General features: G+C 75.0%; 23 protein-coding genes and 2 pseudogenes. 11 read left to right on the top strand and 14 right to left on the bottom strand.

What is annotated here, in order from left to right:
* Positions 1-3: 3 nt before the first annotated feature.
* Positions 4-1,167, bottom strand: a complete 1,164-nt coding sequence (gene lgt, locus OG994_RS02480) for a prolipoprotein diacylglyceryl transferase (protein ID WP_328852066.1) — start codon at positions 1,165-1,167, stop codon at positions 4-6.
* A 102-nt stretch (positions 1,168-1,269) separates the two neighbouring features.
* On the opposite strand from lgt, the gene OG994_RS02475 reads away from it, so the two are divergent.
* Positions 1,270-1,785, top strand: coding sequence for an NUDIX hydrolase (locus OG994_RS02475; protein WP_328852065.1), 516 nt, complete (start codon positions 1,270-1,272; stop codon positions 1,783-1,785).
* A 185-nt stretch (positions 1,786-1,970) separates the two neighbouring features.
* On the opposite strand, the gene trpA is transcribed toward OG994_RS02475, so the two are convergent.
* From trpA to trpC, 3 genes are read right to left on the bottom strand one after another with little or no spacing between them, the layout of a single operon-like run.
* Positions 1,971-2,774 carry a tryptophan synthase subunit alpha gene (trpA, locus tag OG994_RS02470; protein WP_328852064.1) on the bottom strand — a complete coding sequence of 268 codons (804 nt, stop codon included), beginning with the start codon at positions 2,772-2,774 and terminating at the stop codon, positions 1,971-1,973.
* Positions 2,774-4,006, bottom strand: a complete 1,233-nt coding sequence (gene trpB / locus OG994_RS02465) for a tryptophan synthase subunit beta (RefSeq protein ID WP_120327294.1) — start codon at positions 4,004-4,006, stop codon at positions 2,774-2,776. The genes trpA and trpB overlap by 1 nt, the downstream gene beginning before the upstream one ends.
* A 38-nt stretch (positions 4,007-4,044) precedes the next feature.
* Positions 4,045-4,848 carry an indole-3-glycerol phosphate synthase TrpC gene (trpC, locus tag OG994_RS02460; RefSeq protein ID WP_192902079.1) on the bottom strand — a complete coding sequence of 268 codons (804 nt, stop codon included), beginning with the start codon at positions 4,846-4,848 and terminating at the stop codon, positions 4,045-4,047.
* A gap of 453 nt (positions 4,849-5,301) precedes the next feature.
* Here trpC and OG994_RS02455 point away from each other — a divergent pair, with 453 nt between their 5' ends.
* Positions 5,302-5,556, top strand: a complete 255-nt coding sequence (locus OG994_RS02455) for a hypothetical protein (RefSeq protein ID WP_120327292.1) — start codon at positions 5,302-5,304, stop codon at positions 5,554-5,556.
* On the opposite strand, the gene OG994_RS02450 is transcribed toward OG994_RS02455, so the two are convergent.
* The 4 genes and pseudogenes from OG994_RS02450 to OG994_RS02435 all read right to left on the bottom strand — a co-directional run.
* Positions 5,549-6,082 (bottom strand): Trp biosynthesis-associated membrane protein, encoded by a 534-nt coding sequence (locus OG994_RS02450; RefSeq protein ID WP_328853643.1) that lies wholly within the window; start codon positions 6,080-6,082, stop codon positions 5,549-5,551. The two genes, OG994_RS02455 and OG994_RS02450, sit on opposite strands and share 8 nt — an antisense overlap.
* 121 nt (positions 6,083-6,203) lie before the next feature.
* Positions 6,204-7,757, bottom strand: coding sequence for an anthranilate synthase component I (locus OG994_RS02445; RefSeq protein WP_120327290.1), 1,554 nt, complete (start codon positions 7,755-7,757; stop codon positions 6,204-6,206).
* A gap of 19 nt (positions 7,758-7,776) precedes the next feature.
* Complete coding sequence (hisI, locus tag OG994_RS02440) at positions 7,777-8,208, bottom strand: phosphoribosyl-AMP cyclohydrolase (protein WP_120327425.1); 432 nt, start codon at positions 8,206-8,208, stop codon at positions 7,777-7,779.
* A 180-nt stretch (positions 8,209-8,388) separates the two neighbouring features.
* A pseudogene (locus OG994_RS02435) lies at positions 8,389-8,985 on the bottom strand (phosphoribosyl-AMP cyclohydrolase); the annotation flags it as partial.
* Between the two features lie 281 nt (positions 8,986-9,266).
* Between OG994_RS02435 and OG994_RS02430 the strand changes: the two are divergent.
* The 3 genes from OG994_RS02430 to OG994_RS02420 all read left to right on the top strand — a co-directional run bounded on the left by OG994_RS02430 (position 9,267) and on the right by OG994_RS02420 (position 11,475).
* On the top strand, positions 9,267-10,040 hold the full coding sequence (locus OG994_RS02430) for an ABC transporter ATP-binding protein (RefSeq protein WP_120327289.1): 774 nt from the start codon (positions 9,267-9,269) through the stop codon (positions 10,038-10,040).
* Complete coding sequence (locus OG994_RS02425; protein ID WP_120327288.1) at positions 10,037-10,792, top strand: ABC transporter permease; 756 nt, start codon at positions 10,037-10,039, stop codon at positions 10,790-10,792. The genes OG994_RS02430 and OG994_RS02425 overlap by 4 nt, the downstream gene beginning before the upstream one ends.
* A 65-nt stretch (positions 10,793-10,857) precedes the next feature.
* The gene (locus tag OG994_RS02420; protein ID WP_120327287.1) at positions 10,858-11,475 is read left to right on the top strand and encodes a TetR/AcrR family transcriptional regulator; all 618 of its coding nucleotides are present in this window, start codon (positions 10,858-10,860) and stop codon (positions 11,473-11,475) included.
* A 2-nt stretch (positions 11,476-11,477) separates the two neighbouring features.
* On the opposite strand, the gene OG994_RS02415 is transcribed toward OG994_RS02420, so the two are convergent.
* Positions 11,478-12,236 carry a DUF2470 domain-containing protein gene (locus OG994_RS02415; RefSeq protein WP_328852063.1) on the bottom strand — a complete coding sequence of 253 codons (759 nt, stop codon included), beginning with the start codon at positions 12,234-12,236 and terminating at the stop codon, positions 11,478-11,480.
* 69 nt (positions 12,237-12,305) lie between these two features.
* Between OG994_RS02415 and rpsD the strand changes: the two genes are divergently transcribed.
* On the top strand, positions 12,306-12,917 hold the full coding sequence (gene rpsD, locus OG994_RS02410) for a 30S ribosomal protein S4 (RefSeq protein WP_120327285.1): 612 nt from the start codon (positions 12,306-12,308) through the stop codon (positions 12,915-12,917).
* Positions 12,918-13,022: 105 nt separating this feature from the next.
* Here the strand turns inward: rpsD and OG994_RS02405 are convergent, their stop codons facing one another.
* Together OG994_RS02405 and OG994_RS02400 are read right to left on the bottom strand one after the other, a co-directional pair.
* Positions 13,023-14,813, bottom strand: a complete 1,791-nt coding sequence (locus OG994_RS02405; RefSeq protein ID WP_328852062.1) for an ABC transporter ATP-binding protein — start codon at positions 14,811-14,813, stop codon at positions 13,023-13,025.
* Positions 14,810-16,690 carry an ABC transporter ATP-binding protein gene (locus OG994_RS02400; protein WP_120327283.1) on the bottom strand — a complete coding sequence of 627 codons (1,881 nt, stop codon included), beginning with the start codon at positions 16,688-16,690 and terminating at the stop codon, positions 14,810-14,812. The genes OG994_RS02405 and OG994_RS02400 overlap by 4 nt, the downstream gene beginning before the upstream one ends.
* A 150-nt stretch (positions 16,691-16,840) precedes the next feature.
* Here OG994_RS02400 and OG994_RS02395 point away from each other — a divergent pair, with 150 nt between their 5' ends.
* From OG994_RS02395 to OG994_RS02385, 3 genes are all read left to right on the top strand, one after another.
* Positions 16,841-17,470: a TIGR03085 family metal-binding protein gene (locus OG994_RS02395; protein WP_120327282.1), complete on the top strand. Its 630-nt coding sequence runs from the start codon at positions 16,841-16,843 to the stop codon at positions 17,468-17,470.
* Positions 17,471-17,667: 197 nt separating this feature from the next.
* Positions 17,668-18,540 (top strand): terpene synthase family protein, encoded by an 873-nt coding sequence (locus OG994_RS02390; RefSeq protein WP_240032807.1) that lies wholly within the window; start codon positions 17,668-17,670, stop codon positions 18,538-18,540.
* Positions 18,541-18,678: 138 nt separating this feature from the next.
* Positions 18,679-20,505, top strand: coding sequence for an AMP-dependent synthetase/ligase (locus tag OG994_RS02385; protein WP_328852061.1), 1,827 nt, complete (start codon positions 18,679-18,681; stop codon positions 20,503-20,505).
* A gap of 25 nt (positions 20,506-20,530) precedes the next feature.
* On the opposite strand, the pseudogene OG994_RS02380 reads toward OG994_RS02385, so the two are convergent.
* Together OG994_RS02380 and yczR are read right to left on the bottom strand one after the other, a co-directional pair.
* Positions 20,531-21,842: pseudogene (locus OG994_RS02380) on the bottom strand (low temperature requirement protein A).
* 69 nt (positions 21,843-21,911) lie between these two features.
* On the bottom strand, positions 21,912-23,369 hold the full coding sequence (gene yczR / locus OG994_RS02375) for a MocR-like transcription factor YczR (protein ID WP_328852060.1): 1,458 nt from the start codon (positions 23,367-23,369) through the stop codon (positions 21,912-21,914).
* Positions 23,370-23,427: 58 nt separating this feature from the next.
* On the opposite strand from yczR, the gene yczE reads away from it, so the two are divergent.
* Together yczE and OG994_RS02365 are read left to right on the top strand one after the other, a co-directional pair.
* Entirely contained in the window at positions 23,428-24,081 is a 654-nt protein-coding gene (gene yczE / locus OG994_RS02370; RefSeq protein ID WP_328852059.1) for a membrane protein YczE, read from the top strand.
* A 103-nt stretch (positions 24,082-24,184) separates the two neighbouring features.
* On the top strand, positions 24,185-24,646 hold the full coding sequence (locus OG994_RS02365) for a hypothetical protein (protein WP_120327277.1): 462 nt from the start codon (positions 24,185-24,187) through the stop codon (positions 24,644-24,646).
* A gap of 14 nt (positions 24,647-24,660) precedes the next feature.
* On the opposite strand, the gene hisF is transcribed toward OG994_RS02365, so the two are convergent.
* The gene (hisF, locus tag OG994_RS02360; RefSeq protein WP_120327276.1) at positions 24,661-25,428 is read right to left on the bottom strand and encodes an imidazole glycerol phosphate synthase subunit HisF; all 768 of its coding nucleotides are present in this window, start codon (positions 25,426-25,428) and stop codon (positions 24,661-24,663) included.
* Positions 25,429-25,449 lie beyond the last annotated feature (21 nt).

The raw sequence follows: 25,449 nt of genomic DNA, 5'->3' as shown, positions 1-25,449 counted from the left end.
CCGTCAGCTCTCGCGGTCGGCCGTGCCGGTGCCGGTCGCACCCGCCCGGTCGTCCCGCGCCGGCTCGGTGTCGCCGCTCGCCGCGTCGGCGTCGGCCCGGTCGGCCGCCGCGGCGGTCTCCGGGGCGTCGGCGGCCGGCTCGGCGGGGAGCACACCGGTCTCGCGGTACGCGCGGAACTGCTCCTCGTCGACGACCCGGTAGCCCTCCGGCACGGCGGGGCGAGCCCCGGCCTCGCGGGCGGACAGGTCGACCTGGGACACGTCGGACTCGGCCGGGGCGGCCGGAGCGGCCGGGGCCTCGGCGGCCAGCGGGACCACGTACTCGCGGGGGCCGCGCACGCGCAGGAAGTAGACGAGCGCGCCGAGGAAGACCAGTCCGGCCGTCCACACGTTGAGCCGTACGCCGAGGATCGTGTTCGCCTCGTCGGTGCGCATCAGCTCGATCCAGAACCGGCCCGCCGTGTAGCCCATGACGTAGAGCGCGAAGGCCCGGCCCCGGCCGAAGCGCAGCTTACGGTCGAGCACGAAGACCAGCGCCGCGACGCCGATGTTCCACAGCGCCTCGTACGCGAACGTCGGGTGGTAGAGGCCCGGTTCGAGGATCGGCTGGCCGGTGTCGTCGCGCAGGGCGTGGCCCGGGTTGTCCGGGTCCATCCGGTGGATCTCCAGGCCCCACGGCAGGGTGGTCCGGCCGCCGAACAGCTCGTTGTTGAACCAGTTGCCCAGCCGGCCGATGGCCTGCGCGAGCGGCAGCCCCGGCGCCAGCGCGTCGGCCACCACCGTGAGCGGGATGCCGAGCTGCCGGGCGCCCAGCCACGCGCCGAGCGCGCCGCCGGCGACCGCGCCCCAGATGCCGAGACCGCCCTCCCAGATGGCGAACGCCTTCATCGGGTCGCCCCCGGTGCCGAAGTACTTCTCCGGTGAGGTGACCACGTGGTAGATCCGGGCGCCGATGATGCCGGCCGGCACCGCCCAGACGGCGAGGTCGAGGACCGCGCCGGGTGCGACCCCGCGCTGGCGCAGGCGGTACTCGGTCACCAGGCAGGCCACCACGATGCCGACGATGATGCAGATTGCGTACGCCCGGACCGGCAACGGCCCGAGCTGCCAGACGGCGGTGGTGGGACTGGGCAGGGCCGCCTGGGGGGACAGCGAGGCGAGAGTCACGGTTGCACACGCTACCGCCGACGGGCCGGTCGGCGGCACCCCGGCCCGGCGCGCGGGCCGGCGCGGTGACTTCTGGTTTGCACCGCCGTACGCTCTTTGTCCATGGGCGCGCTCACCTGGGCGGTGGCCGCGGTCGTCACCGACGACGCCGGCCGGGTGCTGCTCTGCCGGCAGGGCCGCGGCGAGCGCCGCTACGCGCTGCCCGGGGGCCGGCTGCGCCGGGCGGAGAGCCCGCTACCGGCCGCGCTGCGGGACATCCGCGCCGAGACCGGCTGGGAGGTCGAGGTCGTCGACCTGGTCGGCCTGTACCACCTGAGCGGTCCGGCGCCGGCGGCCGTGCCGCCGCCCGGGCGGGTCGGGCCGCTGCCCGACGTCCTGGTGCACGTCTTCCGGGCCCGGGCACACGGTTCTGCGCCGGCGGGGGCGCCGGTGGGCGGCTGCCGGCTCTCCTGGCACGACCCGGCCGCGCTGCCCGGCGCGCTCACGCCGACCACCCGGGCGGCCCTCGCCGACGCGCTGTCCGGCCGCTCGGGCGTGCTGCGCACCGTGGCGCCAAGTCCTCGCCCGCCGGAACAACGCGCCGACCCGCCCACCCCCCACAGCGCCCCGAAACCCTGACCCGCACCACAGTTCTCCGCGATCTTGCACTTTCCGCCCGGACGACTATGGGCAAAAGCCGCGTCTCGGGGGCCAGAAGTGCAAGATCGCGGGGGTGGGGGCCGGGGCGCGGGGGCCCGGGCGGGTCTAGGCCGGGGCGCGGGGGTCTGAGGGCCGGGCGCGGGGGTCTGGGGCCGGGGTGGGGGTCAGGGGCGGGGGGTGCGGACGCCCTCGGCCAGCTCCGCGCTCAGGGTGCGCAGGGCGGCCAGGCCGGCGGCCTCGTTCGGCGCGTCGAGCACGCAGCGGACGAGCGCACTGCCCACGATCACGCCGTCGGCGTACCCGCCGACCGTGCCGGCCTGCGCGCCGGTGCCGACGCCGAGCCCGACGCCGACCGGCAGGTCGGTGACCGCCCGGACCCGGGAGACCAGGACGGGGGCCGCGTCGGAGGTGCGCTCACGCGCCCCGGTGACGCCCATGATCGCGGTGGCGTAGACGAACCCCCGGCAGTGCTCGACGGTCATGGCCAGCCGCGCGTCGGTCGAGGACGGGGCGACCAGGAACGTCCGGTCCAGCCCGTACGCGTCCGAGGCGGCGAGCCACTCGTCGGCCTCCTCGGGGATGAGGTCGGGAGTGATGAGGCCGGTGCCCCCGGCGGCGTCCAGGTCACGCGCGAACGCGTCGACCCCGTACCGCTCGATCGGGTTCCAGTAGGTCATGGTGACCACCGGCGCGCCGGTGACCGCGACCGCCTCGATGATGCGCAGCGTGTCGGCCGTGCGGACGCCGCCGGCCAGCGCGATGTCGCTGGCCTTCTGGATGACCGGCCCGTCCATGACCGGGTCGGAGTACGGGATCTCCACCTCGATCACGTCGACCCCGGCCTCGACCATGGCGGTCATCGCCGCGATGCTGCCCTCGACCGTGGGGAAACCGGCCGGCATGCAGCCCACCAGCAGCGCCCGCCCCTCCGCGCGCGCCTTGTCGAAGGCGACCCCGATCCGGCTCATCACTGCTCCCTGTCGAGGATCCCGAAGTACCGGCCGGCGGTGTGCACGTCCTTGTCACCCCGGCCGGAGAGGTTGACGACGATGGTGGGCTCCCGACCCAGCTCGGCGGCGAGCTTCGGGGCGATCGCGGCGGCCCCGGCGAGCGCGTGGGAGCTCTCGATGGCCGGGATGATGCCCTCGGTGCGGCACAGCAGTTCGAACGCGGCCATCGCCTCGTCATCGGTGACCGGCAGGTACGTCGCCCGGCCGGTGTCGTGCAGCCAGGAGTGCTCCGGCCCGACGCCCGGATAGTCCAGGCCCGCGGAGATCGAGTGCGACTCGACCGTCTGCCCGTCGGCGTCCTGGAGCACGTACGTCCGGGTGCCGTGCAGCACGCCCACCGACCCGCCGGTGATGCTGGCCGCGTGCCGGCCCGTCGCCACGCCGTCGCCGCCGGCCTCGAAGCCGTACAGCCGCACGTCCGGGTCGCCGACGAAGGCGTGGAAGATGCCCAGCGCGTTGGAGCCGCCGCCGACGCACGCGGCCACGGCGTCGGGCAGGGCGCCGGTCAGGTCGAGGCACTGCTGGCGGGCCTCGTCGCCGATGCCCCGGACGAAGTCGCGCACCATGGCCGGGAACGGGTGCGGCCCGGCGGCGGTGCCGATCAGGTAGTGGGTGTCGCCGACGTTGGCGACCCAGTCCCGCATCGCCTCGTTCATGGCGTCCTTGAGCGTGCGGGAGCCGGTGGTCACCGGGACGACGGTGGCGCCCAGCATCCGCATGCGGGCCACGTTCAGCGCCTGCCGCTGCGTGTCCACCTCGCCCATGTACACCACGCACTCGAGGTCGAACAGCGCGGCCGCGGTGGCGGCGGCCACCCCGTGCTGCCCGGCGCCGGTCTCCGCGATGACCCGGGTCTTGCCCATCCGCTTGGTGAGCAGCGCCTGGCCGAGCACGTTGCGCACCTTGTGCGCGCCCGTGTGGTTCAGGTCCTCCCGCTTGAGCAGCACCCGCGCGCCGAGCTTCGCGGAGAGCCGCTGCGCCGGGTAGAGCATCGAGGGGGTGCCGGCGTAGTCGCGCAGCAGGGCCTCGAACTCGGCCCGGAACGACTCGTCGGCCATGGCGGTGCGGTGCGCCTCGGACAGCTCGTCGAGCGCGGCCACGAGCGCCTCGGGCACGAACCGCCCGCCGAAGCGGCCGAAGTGACCGGCGGCGTCGGGCTGGAGGCCGGTGGGGGCCGGCGCGTCGCTCATCGGGGAAGTCCTCTCGCTGCTGGCGGGCCGGCGCGGGGTCAGCGCACCGGACGGGGCGTCGCCGGGTGGTTGCCGGCGTTGACCAGCTCGGCCACCGCCTCCCGGGGACTCTTCTGGGTGACCAGTCCCTCGCCGACCAGGACCGCGTCGGCCCCGGCGGAGGCGTACCGGATGAGGTCGTGCGGGCCGCGCACGCCGGACTCGGCGATCTTCACGACGCTGCTGGGCAGGCCGGGCGCGATCCGCTCGAACACCGAGCGGTCGACCTCAAGGGTACGCAGGTCGCGGGCGTTGACGCCGATGACCTGGGCGCCGGCCTCCAGGGCCCGGTCGGCCTCCTCCTCGTCGTGCACCTCGACCAGCGCGGTCATGCCGAGCGACTCGATGCGCTCCAGCAGCCCGACGAGCGCGTTCTGCTCCAGCGCGGCGACGATCAGCAGCACCAGGTCGGCGCCGTGCGCCCGCGCCTCGTGGACCTGGTAGCTGGAGACCACGAAGTCCTTGCGCAGCACGGGCACCCGCACCGCGGCGCGCACCGCGGCCAGGTCGTCCAGCGACCCGCCGAACCAGCGCCCCTCGGTCAGTACGCTGATCGCCCGCGCGCCACCGGCCGCGTACTCGCCGGCCAGGTCGGCGGGGTCGGCGATCTCCGCGAGGCGGCCCTTCGACGGCGAGGAACGCTTCACCTCGGCGATCACCGCGACGCCGGGCCGGCGCAGGGCCGCGTACGCGTCCAGGGGCGGCGGCGCGGCGGCGGCCAGCTCCCGGATCCGCTCCAGCGGAACCTGCTCCTGCCGGCGGGCGACGTCCTCGCGCACCCCGGCCAGGATCTCGTCGAGCACGCTTGCGGGTGCCGCCGAAGCGGCCTCGTCCCCCTCCGCGTGCGCATGCTCAGCAGTCACCAACGGACTCCCCTCTCCGGGTGTCATGGGCCGATGCTAGGTGGCGCCACCCGACGCCAGGTGGTGGGGGTATGGCGCTGCTCACGAAACGGCCTGCGGCATAATGGCCGACCTGCCGTGAAGAGGACGTCACGCAGCGCCACCTCCCGCCCGGGCGGGCACCCGGCGAACCCGCCCGGACCGCACCGGCGTCGACCGCCGGAACACCTCCAATGATGCTCGTCGATGCTGTGAGCAAGCTCAAGGACTGACGGCCCTGCCCTGGTGCCGGCCGTCGCGGCAGCGTTGATGCGACGGACACCACGGCGAAACGTGAGTCGGCGAGCATCGACGTCGGGCAGACTCGATGACGCGCCTGCCCACCATCGCCAACCTCCTCGTGCGGAGTGAGCCATGAGCACAGCCGGTCCGAACCCGAGCATCGGCCTGACGACCATCTCGCGCACCGTCGCCTCCCTCGCCGTCGGCGTGGTGCACACGGTCGAGCGCGCGGTCGTCGGCGAGGCACGGATGCGCACGGCGCGCGGCAACGCCTGGGAGGCGGTCTGCGCCGACCGGGCCCGCGCCGACCGGCGCGCCGAGCTGGACCGCCTGGTCGCCGAACTCGCCGCGGCCCGGCGACAGCGGGAGCGGCAGCCGGTCAGCTGACCGTCGGGTCCTCGCCCCGGTCCAGCGCGTCCCACGCCTCGGTGGTGCGCCGGCCGTCCACCGGGCCGCCCGCGGGCTCCCCGGTGGGCGCCCCGGTCCGGGCCGGCCGCTCGTACCGCGCTCCCATCCCGGGCCAGCCGCGTCCCCGCAGCGCCGTCAGCAGCCCGCCCGCCGCGGCGAGCACGCCGCCGGCCAGGCACACCGCCGGCCACTGCCGGCTCACGGCGCCCCCGAAATCCGCCACGAGGCCGTAGCCGCCGCCGGCCGCCACCGCCAGCCCCAGCAGCGCGAGCAGCGCGCCGAGGACCTGGCGCACCCGCCCACGGGTGGCCAGCACCGCGCCGCCGCCGGCCAGGCCCACCAGGGCCAGCGCCGGCAGCCACGGCAGCAGGGCGGCGCCGCTGCGGGTCGTCCGCTCCGGGGGCAACGGCGCCGGGCGTACGGCCAGCTCCACCGACCAGCTCCGGGTCGCCGCCCAGAGCGCCAGGCCCGCGCCGGCGAGGCTGAGCAGCACGGCGTACGTCAACTGCCGCCGCCCCGCGACGGCCGGGCCCGCCTCCCGCTCGCCGCGGCGCGGCTCGGCGGCGCTGCGCTCCTCGCTCACCCCGCCCGCCTCTCGTCCGCGGCGGCGCGGCTCGCCTGCGCGCTCACCGGGCCGCCCTCAGCGTCTCGGCCGCGGCGATGGCCGCCAGCACCGCGGCGGCCTTGTTGCGGGTCTCCTGGTCCTCGGCGTGCGGGTCGGAGTCGGCCACCACCCCCGCTCCGGCCTGCACGTACGCCCGGCCCTCGCGGATCAGCGCGGTCCGGATGGCGATGGCCATGTCGAGGTCCCCGCCGAAGCCGAAGTAGCCCACCGTGCCGCCGTAGATGCCCCGCCGCACCGGCTCCAGCTCCTCGATGATCTCCATGGCGCGCACCTTCGGGGCGCCGGAGAGGGTGCCGGCCGGGAACGTCGCGGCCAGCGCGTCGAACGCGGTGCGGTCCTCCCGCAGCGTGCCGACCACCGTCGAGACGATGTGCATGACGTGGCTGTACCGCTCGATGGTGGCGAACTCCGGCACCTCGACGGTGCCCGGCCGGCAGACCCGGCCCAGGTCGTTGCGGCCCAGGTCGACGAGCATGACGTGCTCGGCGCGCTCCTTCGGGTCGGCCAGCAGTTCGGCCGCGAGGCGGGCGTCGGCCGCCGGGGTGCCGCCACGCGGGCGGGTGCCGGCGATGGGGTGCAGCAGCGCGCGCCGCCGGCCGTCCCCCTCGGTGGTCACCTTCAGGTGCGCCTCGGGCGAGGATCCGACGATGTCGAAGCCGTCGAACCGCAGCAGGTACATGTACGGGCTCGGGTTGGTGGTGCGCAGCACCCGGTAGACGTCCAGCGGGTCGGCGTGGGTGGGCCGCTCGAAGCGCTGGGACAGCACGATCTGGAAGCACTCGCCGGCCCGGATCGCCTCCTTGGCCGCCTCCACCGCCTTCGGGTAGCCCCCCTCCGGCGTACGCCCGACCACCTCGCCGGCCGGCGGCCGGTCCACCGTCGAGATCATCGGCGGGATGGGCCGGGACAACGCGGTGGTCATGGCGTCGAGCCGGCCGACCGCGTGGTGGTACGCGGCGGCGACGCGCGCGGCCCGGTCGGGCTCGTCGAGCGGAGGCAGGACGGCGTTGGCCACCAGGATCGCCGAGCCGTCGTAGTGGTCGAGCACCACCAGGTCGGTGGCGAGCATCATGCCCAGCTCGGGCACGCCGAGGTCGTCCTCGGTCAGCTCGGGCAGCCGCTCGAAACGGCGTACCAGGTCGTAGCCGAGGTAGCCGACCATGCCCCCGGTCAGCGGCGGCATCCCGCTGGCCGGATCCCAGGCCGGGCCGGCGAGGGCGGCCACCGTCTCACGCAGCGCCTCGACCGGGTCACCGCCGGTGGGCAGCCCGGCCGGGGGCTGCCCGAGCCAGGCGGCGGCGCCGTCCCGTTCGACGAGGGTGGCGCTGCTGCGGACGCCGATGAACGAGTAGCGCGACCACGCCATCCCGGTCGCCCCGGCGCCCTGCTCGGCCGACTCCAGCAGGAACGTGCCGGGGCCGCCGGCCAGCTTGCGGTAGACGCCGACCGGCGTCTCCGCGTCGGCGAGCAGCCGCCGCGTCACGGGCACCACCCGCCAGCGGCCGGCCAGCTCCGTGAAGGTCGCCGGGTCCGGGCTCACCGTGCCGTCGGTCATGACCACCCCCGCCGCGCGCTCACGGCGCGTCCGCGCCGGTGACCGGCAGCTCGTCGAAGAAGCAGGTGCGGTGGCCGGTGTGGCAGGCGGCGCCGACCTGGTCGACGCTCACGAGCACCGCGTCACCGTCGCAGTCCAGGGCGACCGAGCGGACGTACTGGTGGTGCCCCGAGGTGGCCCCCTTCACCCAGTACTCCTGCCGGCTGCGGGACCAGTAGGTGGCCCGGCCGGTGGTGAGCGTACGGTGCAGCGCCTCGTCGTCCATCCAGGCGACCATGAGCACCTCGCCGGAGTCGTGCTGGCGTACGACGGCCGCCACCAGGCCGTCGGCGGTGCGCCGCAACCGGGCCGCGATGGCCGGGTCGAGCCGGGACGGGCGGGCCGGGCCGGAGACCGGCGGCTCGCCCGCGGAGGTGGGGGCGCCGGTCATCGGCGCGTCAGGTACGGGCACAGTGAGCCATTCTCCCGCACGCGGTGCGGGCACCGGAGACGGCTCCCGCCGCGGGCCCGGTGGGGCGGTTGGCGGCCCGGCGAGCTGGGCGACGTAGCGGTCCAGCCGCCCGTCGAGCAGCGCCTCGGCCAGGTCTGACCCGGCGGTGCCGGCGACCTCGGCGGCGTACGGGCGGATGAGCGGCAGCGTGCCGGTGACCAGCCGCACGGCCGCGGCCCAGAGCTGGCCCGGGGCGCCGGGGCGCAGGCCGAGGCAGAGCAGCATGTCCTCCCGGTAGCCGGGCGGGGCGACCGGCAGGTTCAGCGCGGCGGCGAAGGCCGCCCGGCGGGAGGCCACCCGCACCGACGGGTTGGCCAGCCGCAGCACGGACGGGCACAGCCGGGCCAGGTCGGCGGCGGCGAGACGGACGCCGAGGTGGTCATCGGCCGCCCGCGCCCCGGCGGTCTTGCCGAGGGTGGCGATCAGCTCCTCCAGTTGCGGTTCGCCGGCCGGCTGGCAGAGCACCGGCAGGTCGATCCGCGGCCGCCAGTGCGCGTCGGCCCACAGCAGCCGGGCCGGCGCCAGGACGGGCAGACCGAACGCCCAGTCGGCCGGCTCGCCCAGGTGCGCCACCCACGAGTGGACGTCGCGGGCCGCCACCGACACGTGGGTCAGCCGGCCGGGGGTGCGGGCCAGGTACGCCCGCCGCGCCGCGTACGGCGCACCGCCCACCAGCACGTCGAGGTCCACGTCGCTGTGCGCGGTGGCGGCCCGGCGTGCGTGGCTGCCGCGCAGCATGATGCCGACGACGGGCCGGTCGGCGAACTCACGCAGCCGGGCGGCCCAGTCGTCGAGGAATCCGGCGTCCGGTAGCGGAGCGTGACTCACGACCCCATCGTGCCGTACGCCCCGATCAAGGGGCAATGTCCGATGATTGACCGACTGTCCGGTCAGCGGCTACTGCCCGAACCATCGCATTCGCCGCCCTCAGCACCGCGCTCCTGGCCCTCCGCTGTTGCGCCGGGGCGGAGAACTCAACTAGCGTTGAGTTCAACGGGTGTTGAGTTCGAGGAGGGGCGATGGACGACGCGATCGTGCTCCGCGACCTGGTCGTCGATCGGGGGCGGCGACGTGTGCTGCACGGCGTCAGCTGCGCCGTGCCGCGCGGCGTGGTCGCCGGGCTGCTCGGGCCCAGCGGCAGCGGCAAGACCACGCTCATGCGGGCCGTCGTCGGCGTGCAGACCGTCAACGGCGGCACGGTCACCGTGCTGGGTCGCCCGGCCGGCACGCCCGAGCTGCGCCGCCGGGTCGGCTACCTGACCCAGGCGCCCAGCGTCTACGCCGATCTCACCGTGCGGGAGAACGCGCGCTACTTCGCCGCCCTCCACGGACGCAGCCGGGCCGACGCCGACCGCGCGGTGGCCGACGTGGGGCTGCGCGAGGCGGCGGGGCAGCTCGTCGGCACCCTCTCCGGCGGCCAGCGCAGCCGCGCCTCGCTGGCCTGCGCGCTGGTCGGCGAGCCGGAGCTGATCGTGCTCGACGAGCCGACCGTGGGGCAGGACCCGGTGCTGCGGGCCGACCTGTGGGCCCGCTTCCACGAGCTGGCGGCGTCCGGTGCGACGCTGCTGGTGTCGAGCCACGTGATGGACGAGGCGGCCCGGTGCGACCGGCTCCTGCTCATCCGCGAGGGACGGCTCGTCGCCGACGACACCCCGGCCGCGATCCGCGCCGCCGCCGGGGTGGCCGACCTCGACGAGGCGTTCCTGCGCCTCATCCGGGCGAGCGAGACGGGCGGCGCGGTGGCGACCGGCACGGGCGGCCCGGCGGGCGCCGCCGGAGGGGAGACGTCGTGAACCCGAGGATCCTGGCGGTCACCACCGGCCGCATCCTGCGCCAGCTGCGGCACGACCGGCGCACCGTGGCCCTGCTGCTGGTGGTGCCCACGCTGCTGCTCACGCTGGTCTACTACATGTACGCCGACCAGCCCGCCCCGCCCGGCGGGCCGTCCACGTTCGACCGCATCGCGCTCGTGATGCTCGGCTTCTTCCCGTTCATCGTGATGTTCCTGGTCACCAGCATCGCGATGCTGCGCGAGCGCACCACCGGCACCCTGGAACGCCTGCTCACCACGCCGCTGGCCAAGGCCGACCTGCTGTTCGGGTACGGCATCGCGTTCGGACTGGCCGGCGCCGTGCAGGCCACCGTGGCGGCCGGCGTGGCGTACTGGGTCTTCGACCTGGACACGGCCGGCGGCAGCGGGCTCGTCATCCTGATCGCCGCGCTGAACGCCGTGCTGGCGGTCGCCCTCGGGCTGTTCTGCAGCGCCTTCGCCCGCACCGAGTTCCAGGCCGTACAGTTCATGCCGGTCGTGGTGGCCCCGCAACTGCTGCTCTGCGGGCTGTTCGTGCCCCGCGGCGAGATGGCCGGCTGGCTCCAGGCGGTCAGCGACGTGCTGCCGCTGTCGTACGCCGTCGAGGCGTTGCAGGAGGTCGGCGCGCACGCCGAGCCGACCGGCACGATGTGGCGCGACGTCGCGGTGGTCGCCGGGGCGGCGGTGCTCGCGCTGGTGCTCGCCGCGGCCACGCTGCGGCGACGCAGCGGCTGACCCGGACGGGGCCGGCCCGGATCGGAGACCGGGCCGGGACGGTGGAGCACGAGCGAAGGGCGGCGATGGCGCGGCGGACCGGCCGGCGACCCGGCAACCCGGGCACCCGGGAGGCGATCCTCGACGCGGCGCGGGCCGCGTTCGCCGAACGGGGGTTCGACGCCGCCTCCATCCGGGCCATCGCCGGGACGGCCGGCGTGGACCCGGCGCTGGTGCACCACTACTTCGGCAGCAAGGACCAGCTCTTCCTGGCGGCCATGCAGGCGCCCGTCGACCCCCGGGAGCTGCTGCCGACCGTGCTCGCCGGTGACCCCGGGGGCATCGGCGAACGGCTGGTCCGCACCTTCCTCGCGGTCTGGGACTCCCCCGCCGGCACGGCCGGTGTGGCGCTGCTGCGCTCGGCGGTCAGCAACGAGTGGACGGCCCGGCTGCTGCGCGAGTTCGTCGTGACCCAGGTGCTGCGCCGCGTGCTGAACCACCTCGACGTCGCCCCGGCCGAGCTGCCGCTCCGCGGTTCGCTCGTGGCCACCCAGCTGATCGGGCTGGCGATGATCCGGTACGTCGTCCGGCTGGAGCCGGTCGCCTCCGCCGCCCCGGAGACGCTGGTGGCGAGCGTGGGCCCGACGATCCAGCGGTACATCACGGGGGACCTGCCGCCGCAGCGTGATTCCGCCGGTTCCTGACGTCAGGCGGGACCGCCCGGGCCGGCGGCGGCGCGCGGGCAGATCATCGGGTGCAGCAGGCGGGCCAGCTCGGCGTGGTCGGCCACCGGGGCCGGGAAGGCCAGCCGGATCCGGCGCCGGGCGCCCGGCCGGCCGTACGCGACGACGAGGCCGTGCCGGTCGATCCGGACCACCCGCGGCGCGCCGGCGGGGTCGTCGCCGGTCAGGCCGAGCTGCCGGCGCAGGTAGGCGGTCACCTCGTCGCCGTGGTGGTCGGCGAGGTCGGCCAGCAGCGCCGGCTCCAGGGCGTGCAGCGGATCCGGCGCGGCCTCGGCGTACGCCTCGGGGTCGACGCGGCGGACGGTGTCGCCGCGTTCCCAGCGCGCCTCGACCACCTCGAAGCGGAACATCCGGAACCGGGTGCCGAGGTCGAGCAGGTCGCCGGTCGGGTCGACGGCCGCGAAGTCCTGCGCCGCCGCGCGGGCCTCGTCACCGCGCAGCTCGCCGGCCCAGCCGGAGACCCAGGCGCGGCCGAGGCTGGGCGCGCCGGCCGCGGGTGGGAGGTCGAGCACGTCGAGGACGACCGCCACGTCCTCCTCCCCCGGCCCGGGACGCAGCGCCGCGGCGAGGTCGCTGACCACCGGCACGAGCAGCAGCACCCGCCCGTCCGGGTCGGTGACGTGCCGCACGTGGTGCGGGCCGGGCCGGTGCGTCAGGTGGACGAGGCCGGGGAGCCGGCCCGCGACGAGGGTGCGGACGGTCTCCGCGGGGCTGGGTCGCATGGCACGACCTCCTCAGTAGGTTAGGCTTACCTAAGTAGCACCCTAGAGCACCGGAACGGAGAGGTCCACGTGAACCACGCCCGGCCCAAGGCCCGGCTCTCCCGCGCCCTCGGCATCCCACTGACCGCCAAGTGCGTGCGGTACGTCGAGCGCCGCCCCTACCCGCCGGGCGTGCACGGGCGGCAGCGCCGCAAGACGTCGGACTACCAGGTGCGGCTGCTGGAGAAGCAGCGCCTGCGCCACCAGTACAACGTCAGCGAGACCCAGCTCCGTCGCGCCTTCGACGAGGCGGCCCGGGGCACCGGCAAGACCGGCGAGCGCCTGGTCGCGCTCCTCGAACGGCGCCTCGACGCCGTGGTGCACCGCGCCGGCCTGGCCCGCAGCATCTACCAGGCCCGCCAGCTGGTCGCGCACGGCCACATCACGGTCGACGGGCGCAAGGTCGACCGGCCGTCGTACCGGCTGAGCCCCGGCCAGGTCGTCGGGGTGCGCGAGCGCAGCCGCGAACGGCTGCCCTTCCAGCTCGCCGCCGCCGGCGCCCAGCGGGGTGAGGGGCCCGGCCAGCCGTACCTGTCGGTCGACCTGACCGGCCTGCGCGCCACCCTGCTGCGCGAGCCGGCCCGCGACGAGGTGCCGGTCATCTGCGACGAGCAGCTCGTCGTGGAGTTCTACTCCCGCTGACGCCCCCGCGCGGAGCCGGCCTCCGCGCCGATCTTGCAGTTTGTGCCCTCGATTCGCGGCGTTCGGGGCTTTTGCCGGGGCACAAACTGCAAGATCGCGGGGGGGTCAGCGGGTCTGTTCCAGCCAGGACGCGTAGAGCAGGCCGTAGGTCGACTCCGGGTCGCGGACCAGTTCGTCGTGCGGCCCGCGCTGCACGATCCGGCCCCGGTCGACCACGATCACCTCTTCGGCGGCCTGGGCCGTGGAGAGCCGGTGGGCGATGGCCAGCGTCGTCCGGCCCCGGGTGACGGCGTCCAGGGTGCGTTGCAGGCGCACCTCGGTGGCCGGGTCGACCGCGCTGGTCGCCTCGTCGAGCACCAGCAGGTCCGGATCCGCCACGTACGCCCGCGCCAGCGCCACGAGCTGCCGCTCCCCCACGCTCAGCGCCTCGCCCCGCTCCCCCACCGGGGTGTCGAGCCCCGCGGGCAGCCCGTCGAGCCAGTCGGCGAGCCCCAGCTCGGTGAACGCCGTCACGAGCTGCTCGTCGGTCAGCTCCGGGCGGGCGAACCGGACGTTCTCCCCCACCGTGGCGTCGAACAGGAAGCCGTCCTGCGGCACCATCACCACCCGCGCGCGCAACGACGCGAAGCGGACCTGATCCAGCGGCACACCGGAGAGCAGCACCGTGCCGGCCGTCGGGTCCATGAGCCGGGTGAGCAGCTTCGCGAACGTCGTCTTGCCGCTGCCCGTCTCGCCGACCACCGCCACCCGGCTCTTCGCCGGGATCTCCACGTCGATGTCGTGCAGCACCGGCGGGCCACCCGGGTAGGCGAAGGTCACCCCGGCGAACCGGATGTCCAGCGGGCCGGGCGGCAGGTCCCGACCCTGCTCACCCGGGTCGGCCACGTCGGGCGCCACGTCCAGCACGTCCAGCACCCGGCGCCAGCCCGCGATGGCGTTCTGCGCCTCGTTGAGCACCTCGGTGGCGATCTGCACCGGCTGGATGAACAGGGTGACCAGGAAGAGGAACGCGGTCAGCTGGCCGATGCTGAGGGTCCCGTCGACACCGAGGACCACCCCGAGCACCACCACGCCGGCCAACGCCAGACCCGCCGCCAGCTCCCCCACCGAGCTGCCCATGATGCTGATGCGGATCGCCCGCTGCTGCGCCAGGCGCTGCCCGTCGATCGCCTCGTCGAGCCGCCGCGCCGTACGCCCCGCGATCCCGTACGCCCGGATCACCGGCGCGCCCACGACGCTCTCGGCGATCGCGCCGAGCAGGGCGCCGGTGCGCTGGCGGACCGCGCCGTAGGCCGCGCCGAGGCGGCGTTGCAGCCACCGGATCACGAACACGGCGGGCAGGAAGGCCGCGAAGACCATGAGCGTGAGCTGCCAGGAGTACGCGAGCATCACGAGCGTCGTGACGACCAGCTGGCCGAGGTTGACCAGCAGGATCACGCCGCCCCACTGGAGGAACTGGGTGATCTGGTCGACGTCGCTGGTCACCCGGGACACCAGCGAGCCCCGCCGCTCGGACTGCTGGTGCAGCATCGACAGGTCGTGCACGTGCCGGAACGCCCGGATGCGGACACCGGCCAGCGCCGTCTCGCTCACCGTGAACAGCCGGCGCATCATCAGGTAGCCGCAGAGCGTGGTCACCACGAGGATCGCCGCCGCGGCGGCCACCACCGTCCAGACCACGCCCAGGTCGAGGCCACCGACGATGCCGTTGTCGATGCCCTGCTGGACGGCGACCGGCACGGCCACCCGGCCGACCATGTAGACCAGCGCCAGGCCGAGCGTGCCGATGAGGCCGGTCCGCAGCTCCGGCGAGAGCGCGAGGCCGCGCCGCAGCGTCCGCCAGGTGCTCTCCGACTCCTCCGGTCGCGGCGTGTCCCGCTCCGCGGTCGCACTCACCGGTCCACCTCCATTTCGAGGCCCGAGTGCAGCGGATCCGCCTCGGCGTCGTACGGCTGTTCCTGGGCGCGTTCCACCTCGGCCTGCTCGTACGCGGTGACGAGGTCCGCGTAGCCGGGAACGGTGGCGAGCAGCTCCGCGTGGGTGCCCCGGGCCACCACGCGCCCCTGCTCGATGTAGATCACCTCGTCGGCCAGCGCGATGGTCGCCCGCCGGTACGCCACCACGAGGATCGACGCGGGCGGCGTGCCGGGCCGGTCGGCCGCGCGCAGGCCGGCCAGGATGGCGGCCTCCACCCGGGGGTCGACCGCGCTGGTCGCGTCGTCGAGCACCAGCAGCCGGGGCCGGCCGGCCAGCGCGCGGGCCAGCGTGAGCCGCTGCCGCTGCCCGCCGGAGAGGGAGGTGCCGCGCTCACCGACCATGGTGTCCAGCCCGTCGGGCAGGGCCGCCACGAAGCCGTCCGCCTCGGCCAGCCGCAGCGCCGCCCACACGTCGTCGTCGCTGATGCCCGGCCGGTCCAGGGTGATGTTGGCGCGGACGGTGTCGTCGAAGACGAACGGCACCTGGGCGACGAGGGCCGCCGTCCGGGCCAGCGAGGCGGCCGTCAGGTCGCGCACGTCCACCCCGTCGAGCGTCACCGTCCCCGAGCGCGGGTCGACGAGCCGGACGGCCAGGGACGCGATCGTCGACTTGCCGGCGCCGGTGGGCCCGACCAGCGCGACCGTCCGGCCCGCCGGCACCGTGAAGGAGACCTCGCCGAGCACCTCGGTGCCGGGCAGGTGCGCCTCCGCCGGCTCGTACGCGAAGCAGACGTCGCGGAAGGCGAGCGTGGCGGGGGTCGGCGTGGCCGGGTCGAGCTCCCGGTCTCCGTACGGCATCTCGCCGGTGGCGTCGAGCACCCGCCGGACCCGGTCCCAGCCGGCGACGCTGCGCGGCAGTTCGGCGAGCACCCAGCCGATCGCGCGCACCGGGAACGCCAGCACGGTGAACAGGAACGCCACGCTCACCAGGTCGGCGACGCCGATCGCGCCCTGCCGCAGCCGGAACGTGCCGACCACGAGCACGGCGAGCGTGCCGAGGCTCGGCAGGGTCTCCAGCATCGGGTCGAAGACGCCGCGCAGCCGCCCGACCGAGATGAGCGCGTCCCGCAGCTCACCGGCACGGCCGGCGAACCGGGCGGTCTCCTGCGCCTCCCGACCCATGGTCTTGACGACGAGCGCGCCGTCGAAGCTCTCGTGGGCGATGCCGCTGACCTCGGCCCGCAGCCGCTGGGCGCGGGCCTGCCGGGGCGCCATCCGGCGGGAGTAGACGACGTTCAGCGCGAACAGGGCCGGGAAGACGGCCAGCCCGACGAGCGCCAGCGCCCAGTCGGTGACGAAGAGCGAGGCGACGGCGCCGACCAGCATGACCAGCGTTCCGACCGCGAACGGCAGCGGCGCGATCGGGTACCAGGCGGCCTCCACGTCGGAGTTCGCGTTGGACAGCAGGGTGCCGGTGGCGTTGCGGTGGTGCCAGGCCAGCGGCAGCTCCAGGTAACGGCGGGTGACCCGCCGGCGGTACGCGGCCTGGAGCCGGTACTGCATGTAGCCGGCCCCGAGCCGGCGGCCGAAGATGCCGACCACCCGCAGCACGCTGATCCCGAACAGGGCCGTCGCGGCCAGCACGAGCGTGCCCGTCGCGACGGAGCCGCGTTCGATCGCGGGGACGACCACGTCGCCCACGACGGCGCCCACCACGTAGGCGCTCGCGATCACCATGAGCCCGAACAGCACGCTGCCGGTCACCGCGACCGCGAAGATGCGTGGCTGTTCCCGGATCGCCCGCCCGAGGACCGCCAACCCCCGACCGAGCACGTCCCGATTCGTTCCGCTCGCCACGCTCTCCCCCGCCGTAAGCGCAAATTATCTCCCCCATCCTTACCGGTCGGGGCCCGCCCCCGCCGTCCGGCGGCATATGTCGGCGGTCACGCGGACACCGCGGGCGGCGCGCGGGCCGCGTCCCCGCCGCGCCGGGCCTACCCTGGGGCCATGCCGCGGTACGCCCGAGCCGAGCGCGAGGCGCTGGCCGATCTCCTGCTGACCCTCGGACCGGACGCGCCGACCGTGGCGGAGGGCTGGTCGACCCGGGACCTGGCGGCGCACCTCGTGGTGCGGGAGCGCCGCCCGGACGCCGCCGGCGGCATCGTGCTCCCGCCGCTGCGCGGGTACGCCGAGCGCGTCCGCCGGCGGATCGCCGCCCGTCCGTTCGCCGATCTGGTCGCCCAGGTGCGCCGGCCGCCCGTGTGGAGCCCGGTGAGCAACCCGCTCACCGACGAGCTGGCCAACACGATGGAGTTCTTCGTCCACCACGAGGACGTCCGGCGGGGCCGGCCGGGCTGGTCGCCCCGGGACCTGGCCGCCGGGCTGCAGGCGGCGCTCTGGCGGCGGGCCGCCCCGCTGGCGCGGCTCGCGTTGCGCCGGTTCCCCGCCGACGTGTACGTGCAGGCGCCCGGGCACGGGCAGCTCTCCGTCGGCCGGGGCGGCGAGCCGCTGCGACTGGTCGCGGCACCCGGCGAACTCGTGCTGTTCCTCTCCGGCCGTCAGCGGGTAGCCCGCGTCCAGCTCGACGGGCCCGCGGCGTTGGCCCAACGGCTGCGCACCGCCGACCTGGGCCTATAACTGACTGTACGCAAACGGTCACTCAACGACCGTCCTGCATGTTGCACCCAGCGATTGGCACCGATCCCTTCTCCCGTACGCTTTCCCGGATCGTCCCGCACGGGAACGGCGCGACTGGGGGCACCATGCGGACCTTCGCGGTCTCGGCGCTGCGGGAACCCCCCTTCCCCGCACGACGCCACGACAGCACCGATCTGGTGGCAGGGGAGAGTACCGCCTGGGTGCAGGACTTCGGGCTGATCGGTTCCGGACACCGGTTGAGCCGGTTGCGCCGGGCCGACGCGGCGGGGCTCGCCGGACGCGCCATCCCGGACGGGCCGGTCGACCGCGTACGCCTGCTCGCCGACCTGATCTCGTGGCTGTTCGTGATGGACGACGCCTGCGACGACGACGGTCTGGGCGGCGCGCCGACCCGGCTGGCGCCCGTGGTGGCCGGCCTGCTCGACGTGCTGGACCGGCACGGCGAGGGCGCGTCCGCGCCGGAGTCCGGCGGGGCGCTCGGCGCCGCGCTGCACGACCTCTGCCGCCGGGTGCGGGCCCACGGGCGGTCGGCCCTGCTGCTGCGTTTCGTCAGCCGGGTGCGCGACTACCTGCTCGCCCTGCTGTGGGAGGCGACCAACCGGGAGCACGGCCGGGTGCCCGCGGTGGCCGAGTACGTCCAGATGCGCCGGCACACGGGGGCCGTGCACCCGAGCCTCGCCCTGACCGATCTGGCGCTGGACGGGCTGCCGGGCGCCGCGGTGCGGTCGGACCCAGCACTGCTCGCCGTGGACACGCTGGCGGCCGACCTCGTCTGCTGGTGCAACGACGTCTTCTCCTACGGCAAGGAGCGCGCGGCGCCGGACGGGCACAACCTGGTCACGGTGATCGCCCGGGAGTCCGGCCACGACGAGGACGCGGCGCTACGCGCGGCGGCCGACCGGTTCAACGACACGCTGTCGGCGTACCTGGTGGCCGAGCAGCGCCTGCTCGCCCTCGACGACCCGACGGCGCGGACCGTCGTCACCGCCCGGCGCAACTGGATCCGGGCGACCTACGACTGGTCGCTCGTCGCCGCGCGGTACGCCTGAGAGCGGGCCGATCCGGCACGCCGGACGGGCCCGTCGGACGATCACCGGGGGTAGCCGAGGCCCGATGGCAGGCAATACTCTTCGGTAACCACCATGACGTGACGACCGTCACGCCACACCCCCGAAGGCGGCACAGCGATGGCTCTCGATGTACCGTACCGTTCCATTCCCGACATGTTCCTCAAGCGCGTGGCGGCGACCCCCGACCGCCACGCTTTCGCCCACCCCGCGGCCGACGACTCGGGCCCCGTCTGGCTGACCTGGGCGCAGGTGGGCCGGCGGGCCAGGGCGATCGCCGCCGGGCTGCACGGCCTCGGCGTCGGTCTGGAGGACCGCGTGGCGATCCTGGCCAACACGCGGCTGGAGTGGGTGCTCGCGGACTTCGGCATCATGTGCGCCGGCGGCGCCACCACGACCGTCTACCCGACCACCGAGCCGGAGGACGCGACCTTCATCGTCGCCGACTCGGGCTCGCGGGTGCTCGTCGCGGAGAACCCCACCCAGGCCGCCAAGATCGCCGGCGCCGACCTGCCGGCGCTGACCCACGTGGTGCTCATGGACGGGGCCCCCGACCCGTCCGCCGCCGTCCCGCAGCTCACCCTCGCCGAGCTGGAGGAGCGCGGCGAGCGCGCGCTGGCCGCCGAGCCCGACCTCATCGACATGATCGTCGCCGGCATCGGCCCCGACCACCTGGCCACGCTCATCTACACCTCCGGCACCACCGGCCGCCCGAAGGGCGTCGAGCTGCTGCACGGCGGCTGGTGCTGGGAGGGCGTGGCGCAGGCCAACCTGGGGCTGCTGCGCGAGGACGACCTCCAGTACCTCTGGCTGCCCCTGTCGCACTCGTTCGGCAAGACGCTGCTCTGCGGCGCGACCCACGTGGGCCTGCCCACGTACGTCGACGGCCGGGTCGACAAGCTCGTCACCATGCTGAGCGTGATCCGGCCGACCCTGATGTGCGGGGCGCCCCGCATCTTCGAGAAGGTCTACAACGCCGCGGTGACCAACGCGCAGTCCGGTGGCGGCGCGAAGGCCAAGATCTTCGCCTGGGCCGTACGCGTCGGCAAGGAGAAGGTCGCCCTGGAGCAGGCCGGCAAGCCGGTCCCGGCCGGGCTGAGGTTGCGGTACCGGCTGGCCGAGAAGCTCGTGTTCAGCAAGCTCCAGGCGCGCCTCGGCGGCCGGATCCGGGTGCTCGTCTCCGGCGCGGCGCCGCTCAGCCCGGAGATCGCCACCTTCTTCGCGGCCGCGAACCTGCCGATCTCCGAGGGGTACGGGCTCACCGAGACGAGCGCCGGCAACTTCGTCAACCCGCCGGACGGGCTGCGCATCGGCACGGTCGGCAAGGCGATGGGCGACCTGGAGTGCCGGATCGACGCCGACGGCGAGATCCTGGTCCGCGGCCGGCCGGTCATGCGCGGCTACCACAACCTGCCCGAGGAGACGGCGGCGGCGTTCACCGAGGACGGCTTCTTCCGCACCGGTGACATCGGCACGCTCGACGAGCAGGGCTACCTGCGGATCACCGACCGGAAGAAGGACCTGGTCAAGACGTCCGGCGGCAAGTACATCGCGCCCTCGCACATCGAGGGCATGTTCAAGGCGATCTGCCCGTACACCTCGCAGGCGATCGTCATCGGCCAGGCCCGCAACTACTGCACGATGCTGGTCACCCTCGACCCGGACGCGATCAAGGGCTGGGCCGCCGGCACGGACCTGGAGGGCCGCGACTACGCCGAGATCGTGGCCTCGCCGCAGGCCCAGGCGATGGTCGAGGAGTACGTGGCCGAGCTCAACAGCCGGCTCAACCGGTGGGAGACGATCAAGAAGGTGACGATCCTGCCGCGCGACCTCGCCATCGAGCACGGCGAGATCACCCCTTCGCTGAAGATCAAGCGCCGCGGTGTGGAGACCAACTTCGCCGCCGAGATCGACAGGATGTACGAGGGGACGCTCGCCGAGCTCTGACGGCGTGCCGGGCGGGGACGGCCCCTCAGAGGTGCCGTCCCCGCCAGACGGTCTGCTCCACCTCGGAGGCCACCTGCTCCTCCAGCGCCACCTGACGGACGTGGCGGCGCAGCGGCGCGTCGACGACCGTCTGCACCACCGTGGCCGCCACCGTGGCCAGTGCCAGCAGGCCGAAGGTGACCAGCTCCGGGAGGCCGGCGGCGACCGGGATCAGGACGGCCAGCAGGCCGACCGCCCCGACCGACGGCCACCGGGTCCGGGCGAGCACCCGGCGCGACAGCGCGACGAGGCTGGCCAGGTAGAGCGCGACGCCGCCGTAGAGGGCGAGCAGGTCGAACCCGGGCAACGGCACCCGTTGTCGCGGCAGGGCCGGGTCGGTGCCCTCGGCGAGCAGGCCCTTCAGCCCGAGGGCGAACAGGATGATGCCGGCGACCAGCGGCAGGTGGAGATAGGTGTACGCGTCCCGCGCCAGCGTGAGGCGCGTCGCGCTCCCGCGTCCGGTGCAGCGTCTGCTCCATGGCCAGGGAGAGGGTGTCGAAGTACGTCCACCAGAGCCCGGCGACGACCGCGATGCCGAAGATCGCCGCCACGACGACCGACCAGGTCAGCGGCAGACCGGCGACGAAGCCGGGCCCGAGACCCAACGCGATGATCGACTCGCCGAGCGCCACCAGGACGATCAGCGCGTGCCGTTCGGCCCAGTGGCCGGCCGAGACCACGGTCCACCCGGTGCCCCGCAGCACGACGCCCAGCCCGTACTCGACGGCCAGCGCGGCGGTCCACAGCCCCAGCCGGACGCCGACCGTGACCTGGACGCCGAGGGCGTTCTGCGGCAGCAGCGCCGCCGCGATGATCAGCCCCGTGGCGACGACCACCGGAACGGCCAGCACCAGCCACCGGCGGCGCAGGGCCGGGTCGTGGCGGGACACCCAGCCGAAGATCCCGACCTGGGACGCGCGGACGAGGAAGTAGCACACGGCGAACACCAGCGGCCCCGACAGGCCACCGGGCCGGTCCACGAAGGCCTGCGGCAGGGCCACCGCGAGCAGGAACGCGGCGCCCACGGTCGCGAACCCGAGCAGCGGCACGACGCCCTGGTCGGTGCGGACGACGTTGCCGAGCGCCGCGAAGCCCGTCCAGCACCACCACAGGAGCGCGAGCACCACCAAGCACTGGGCCAGCCCGCGCGGGGTGGGGTTGCCCGCCGTCACCGTGGTGACGTTGAGGAACGCGAAGACGAAGACCAGGTCGTAGAAGAGCTCCAGGCGCGTGGCCCGGGAGCCGGGAGCGCTCGGCTGGATGGCACGCGACCACCGGGGCCCGCCCACGCTCTCCACGCCGGCAGTGTCCCAGCGAACCGGGTTCCGGCAGGCCGGAACCGGCCAACGCCGGCGGCCCGTACGCGATCAGGCGATGACCGCCGGCTCCCGCCACTGCGGCCGCGCGGCCCGGTCGAGGCCGTAGCGCACCGCCGCGATCCGGTCGACGGCCTCGACGAGGTCGGCGGCCGGCAGCGTGAAGGGCAGCCGGAGGAAGCGTTCGAGGGTGCCGTCGAGGCCGAACCGGGGTCCCGGCGCCAGCCGTACGCCGACCTCCTCGGCCGCCCGCGCGAGCGCGCTGGAGATCGGGCCGTCGAGTTCGGCCCAGAGCGTCACCCCGCCGCGGGGCACGCACACCCGCCAGTCGGGCAGCCGGGTGGCGAGCGCGCCGAGCAGGGCGTCGCGCTGCGCGGTGAGCTGGGCCCGGCGGTCCGCGACGATGGCCGGCGCCTCGGCCAGCAGGTGCACCGCCACGAGCTGGTCCAGCACGGGGCTGGACATGTCCACGCCGACGCGCGCCGCCGCGAGGCGCTGCACCTGCGGGGCGGAGGCGCGCACCCACCCGATCCGCAGGCCGCCCCAGTAGGGCTTGCTCATCCCGCCGATCGAGATCACCCGGGAGTGCCGGTCGAAGGACGCGACGGCCGGCGGCACCGGCGTGGCGTCCAGCGGCAGGTCGACGAAGGACTCGTCGACCACCAGGTCGGTGCCGGCGGCGTGGGCGGCGGCCACCACCCGCTCGCGCAGGTCGGCCGGCATGAGGTGGCCGGTGGGGTTCTGGAAGTCGGGGATCAGGTACGCGAGCTTCGGCCGGCCCTGGCGGATGCTGCCGAGCAGCAGCTCGGCGTCCCACCCGGCGCCGTCGAGGGCCAGGCCGTGGGTGGTGATGCGGGCACGGCGGGCGGCGAGTGCCGCGAGCGCGTTCGGGTAGGTCGGCGACTCGACCAGCACGCTGGCGCCGGGCGCCAGGGCCAGCCGGAGCACCAGGTCCAGTGCGTGCTGGGTGCCGCTGGTGACCATGATCTGGTCGGCCGAGGTGGGCAGGCCACGGGCGGTGTACGCCTCGGCCACCGCCTCGCGCAGCTCGACGATGCCGGTCGGGTGGTAGCCGGCGCCGCCCAGGTAGCGGGGCAGGTCCTCGGTGGCGGCGCGGGCGGCTGACAGCAGCTGCGGCGGCGCGGACAGGGCGGCCACACCGAGGTCGATCATGTCGAGGTCGTCGAGCGGGGTCCACAGCCCGGAGCTGGTCACCCGGTGGGTGCCGGGCAGCATGGTCCAGCTGCCCGCACCGCGGCGGCTGGCCAGGTGGCCGCTCTCGCGCAGCTGGCGGTACGCGGCCGTCACCGTGGTGCGGCTGATCCGCAGCGCCTGGGCCAGTTCCCGCTCGGCCGGCAGGCGTACGCCCAGGGGCAGGCGGCCGTCGGCCAGTAGCCCGCGGACCGCGGACGCGAGCGCCGCGTAGTCGGGGCTGCGCCGGCGACCCGGAAGTGAGTGCCACTGCCCGAGCAGCCGGGCCAATTGGGCTCCCCGCACCTGACTCGTCATGGCCACTCCCCCACGATTGGCTCTATTGCTTGACGAATTGGCCCCTAGGGTGGCATGCATGGCAGCCATTGGCAATCTCCGGCACCGGCCGGTCCGCAGGCTGACCCAGCTCTACCTGGGCCTGGCCCTCTACGGGATCAGCATGGCCCTGATGATCCGGTCCGGGCTGGGCCTCAACCCGTGGGACGTCTTCCACCAGGGCCTCTCCGAACGCACCGGCCTCTCCTTCGGCACGGTGACCATCGCCGTCGGCGCGGTCGTGCTGCTGCTCTGGATTCCGCTGCGGCAGCGGCCCGGCCTCGGCACGGTCAGCAACGTGGTGGTCATCGGCCTGGTCGTCGACGCGACGCTGGCGCTGCTGCCCGCCGGCGGTCCGCTCTGGGCCCGGGCCGGGCTGCTGGTCACCGGCATCCTGGCCAACGGCGCGGCCACCGGGCTCTACCTCGGCGCGGATCTCGGCCCCGGCCCGCGCGACGGGCTGATGACCGGGTACGTGGCCCGCCGCCCGCACCGCTCGATCCGGCTCGTCCGCACCGTGATCGAGGTCGGCGTCCTGGCCCTCGGCTGGCTGCTCGGCGGCACGGTCGGCGTCGGCACCGTGGCGTACGCGCTCGCCATCGGCCCCCTCGCCCAGCTGTTCGTGCCGATGTTCACCGTCGCACCGCCGGACGTCGCCGGCGGCGGACGGGTGGCGCCCCAGCCGGCCGGCTGACCCCCTCACCCACCGTCCGGGCGCCGCCACGGGCAGCCGACGGCGGCGGTGCGCCGGGGCGGCCGGTGTTCCCTTCCGCGATCCACCCCGGCATCATCACTGCATGGGGGAGAACGGATGGCGCTGGAGCGACGCCTGGATCTTCGTGTCGTTGGTCATCGCGAGCGGCGCCGGGCGGCACCGCCGGTCCCCGTCCAGCCGGCGCCCCGAGGGCGTACGCCTGGCCGACGTGCTCTCCACCGCCGACCACCTCAACCGGGCCATCCCGCAGCGGCAGGAGGTCGAGGCGGCGGTCCGCCGGTTGGTGGGAGCCGGGCTGGTGAGTGTGAGCGACGGCTGGTTCCGGATCACGGCCGAGGGTGAGCGGCTCTGGCGCAGCCGGCCCAGCGCCCGGATGTCGACAACGGTGGACACCGTGCAGGGCGTGCTGAGCCGGCGGCACACGCCCGGCACCGCCGACTGGACGCTCGACGAGGCCGACCACGCGGCGGCCGTGCAGGAGTACCTGGTCCGCTCGATTCCCAGCCCGCGCCGCTCTCCCGAGGGGCAGTCCGGTCGGGACTGAGGCGGCCGGGGCCGTCAGCGGACGGGGTGGCCCTCGCGGCGCAGGGCGTCCTTGACGTCGGCGACGGTCAGCTCACCGAAGTGGAAGACGCTCGCGGCGAGCACCGCGTCCGCGCCGGCGCCGATGGCCGGCGGGAAGTGCGCGACCTGCCCGGCGCCGCCGCTGGCCACCACCGGCACGTCCACCACCTCGCGGACCGCCCGGATCAGCTCCAGGTCGAACCCGGCCTTGGTGCCGTCGGCGTCCATGGAGTTGACCAGCAGCTCACCGGCGCCCAGCTCGGCGCCGCGGCGCGCCCACTCGACGGCGTCGATGCCGGTGCCCCGCCGGCCGCCGTGGGTGGTCACCTCGAAGCCGCTGGACGTCGTGCCGGCGGGCGCGCGGCGCACGTCCAGCGAGAGCACCAGCACCTGCCGGCCGAACCGGTCGGCGATCTCGGCGATCAGCTCCGGCCGGGCGATCGCCGCCGTGTTGACCCCGACCTTGTCGGCGCCCGCACGCAGCAGCGTGTCCACGTCGGCGACGCTGCGGACGCCGCCCCCGACGGTGAGCGGGATGAAGACCGACTCGGCGGTGCGCCGCACCACGTCGAGCATCGTCCCGCGGTCGCTGCTGGACGCGGTGACGTCGAGGAACGTCAGCTCGTCCGCGCCGGCCCGGTCGTACGCCGCGGCCAGCTCCACCGGGTCGCCGGCGTCGCGCAGGTCGAGGAAGTTGACGCCCTTGACCACGCGCCCCGCGTCCACGTCCAGGCAGGGGATCACCCGTACCGCCACCGTCATGCCGCCGAGCCTATCCCGCCG

This window comes from Micromonospora globbae, from assembly GCF_036184225.1.
In the GTDB taxonomy this organism is placed as follows: Bacteria; Actinomycetota; Actinomycetes; order Mycobacteriales; family Micromonosporaceae; genus Micromonospora; species Micromonospora globbae.
Note: the sequence above shows the minus strand (reverse complement) of the source record. Positions and strands in the feature narration are given on the sequence as shown.

Bases quoted from the DNA above. Each gene is read 5' to 3' on its own strand.
- yczR (WP_328852060.1), bottom strand. From the start codon at position 23,369: ATGACGAGTCAGGTGCGGGGAGCCCAATTGGCCCGGCTGCTCGGGCAG.
- OG994_RS02420 (WP_120327287.1), top strand. From the start codon at position 10,858: ATGGCGCGGCGGACCGGCCGGCGACCCGGCAACCCGGGCACCCGGGAG.
- OG994_RS02430 (WP_120327289.1), top strand. From the start codon at position 9,267: ATGGACGACGCGATCGTGCTCCGCGACCTGGTCGTCGATCGGGGGCGG.
- OG994_RS02385 (WP_328852061.1), top strand. From the start codon at position 18,679: ATGGCTCTCGATGTACCGTACCGTTCCATTCCCGACATGTTCCTCAAG.
- OG994_RS02475 (WP_328852065.1), top strand. From the start codon at position 1,270: ATGGGCGCGCTCACCTGGGCGGTGGCCGCGGTCGTCACCGACGACGCC.
- OG994_RS02395 (WP_120327282.1), top strand. From the start codon at position 16,841: ATGCCGCGGTACGCCCGAGCCGAGCGCGAGGCGCTGGCCGATCTCCTG.
- OG994_RS02455 (WP_120327292.1), top strand. From the start codon at position 5,302: ATGAGCACAGCCGGTCCGAACCCGAGCATCGGCCTGACGACCATCTCG.
- yczE (WP_328852059.1), top strand. From the start codon at position 23,428: ATGGCAGCCATTGGCAATCTCCGGCACCGGCCGGTCCGCAGGCTGACC.
- trpA (WP_328852064.1), bottom strand. From the start codon at position 2,774: ATGAGCCGGATCGGGGTCGCCTTCGACAAGGCGCGCGCGGAGGGGCGG.
- OG994_RS02365 (WP_120327277.1), top strand. From the start codon at position 24,185: ATGGGGGAGAACGGATGGCGCTGGAGCGACGCCTGGATCTTCGTGTCG.
- hisF (WP_120327276.1), bottom strand. From the start codon at position 25,428: ATGACGGTGGCGGTACGGGTGATCCCCTGCCTGGACGTGGACGCGGGG.
- trpB (WP_120327294.1), bottom strand. From the start codon at position 4,006: ATGAGCGACGCGCCGGCCCCCACCGGCCTCCAGCCCGACGCCGCCGGT.
- OG994_RS02415 (WP_328852063.1), bottom strand. From the start codon at position 12,236: ATGCGACCCAGCCCCGCGGAGACCGTCCGCACCCTCGTCGCGGGCCGG.
- OG994_RS02445 (WP_120327290.1), bottom strand. From the start codon at position 7,757: ATGACCGACGGCACGGTGAGCCCGGACCCGGCGACCTTCACGGAGCTG.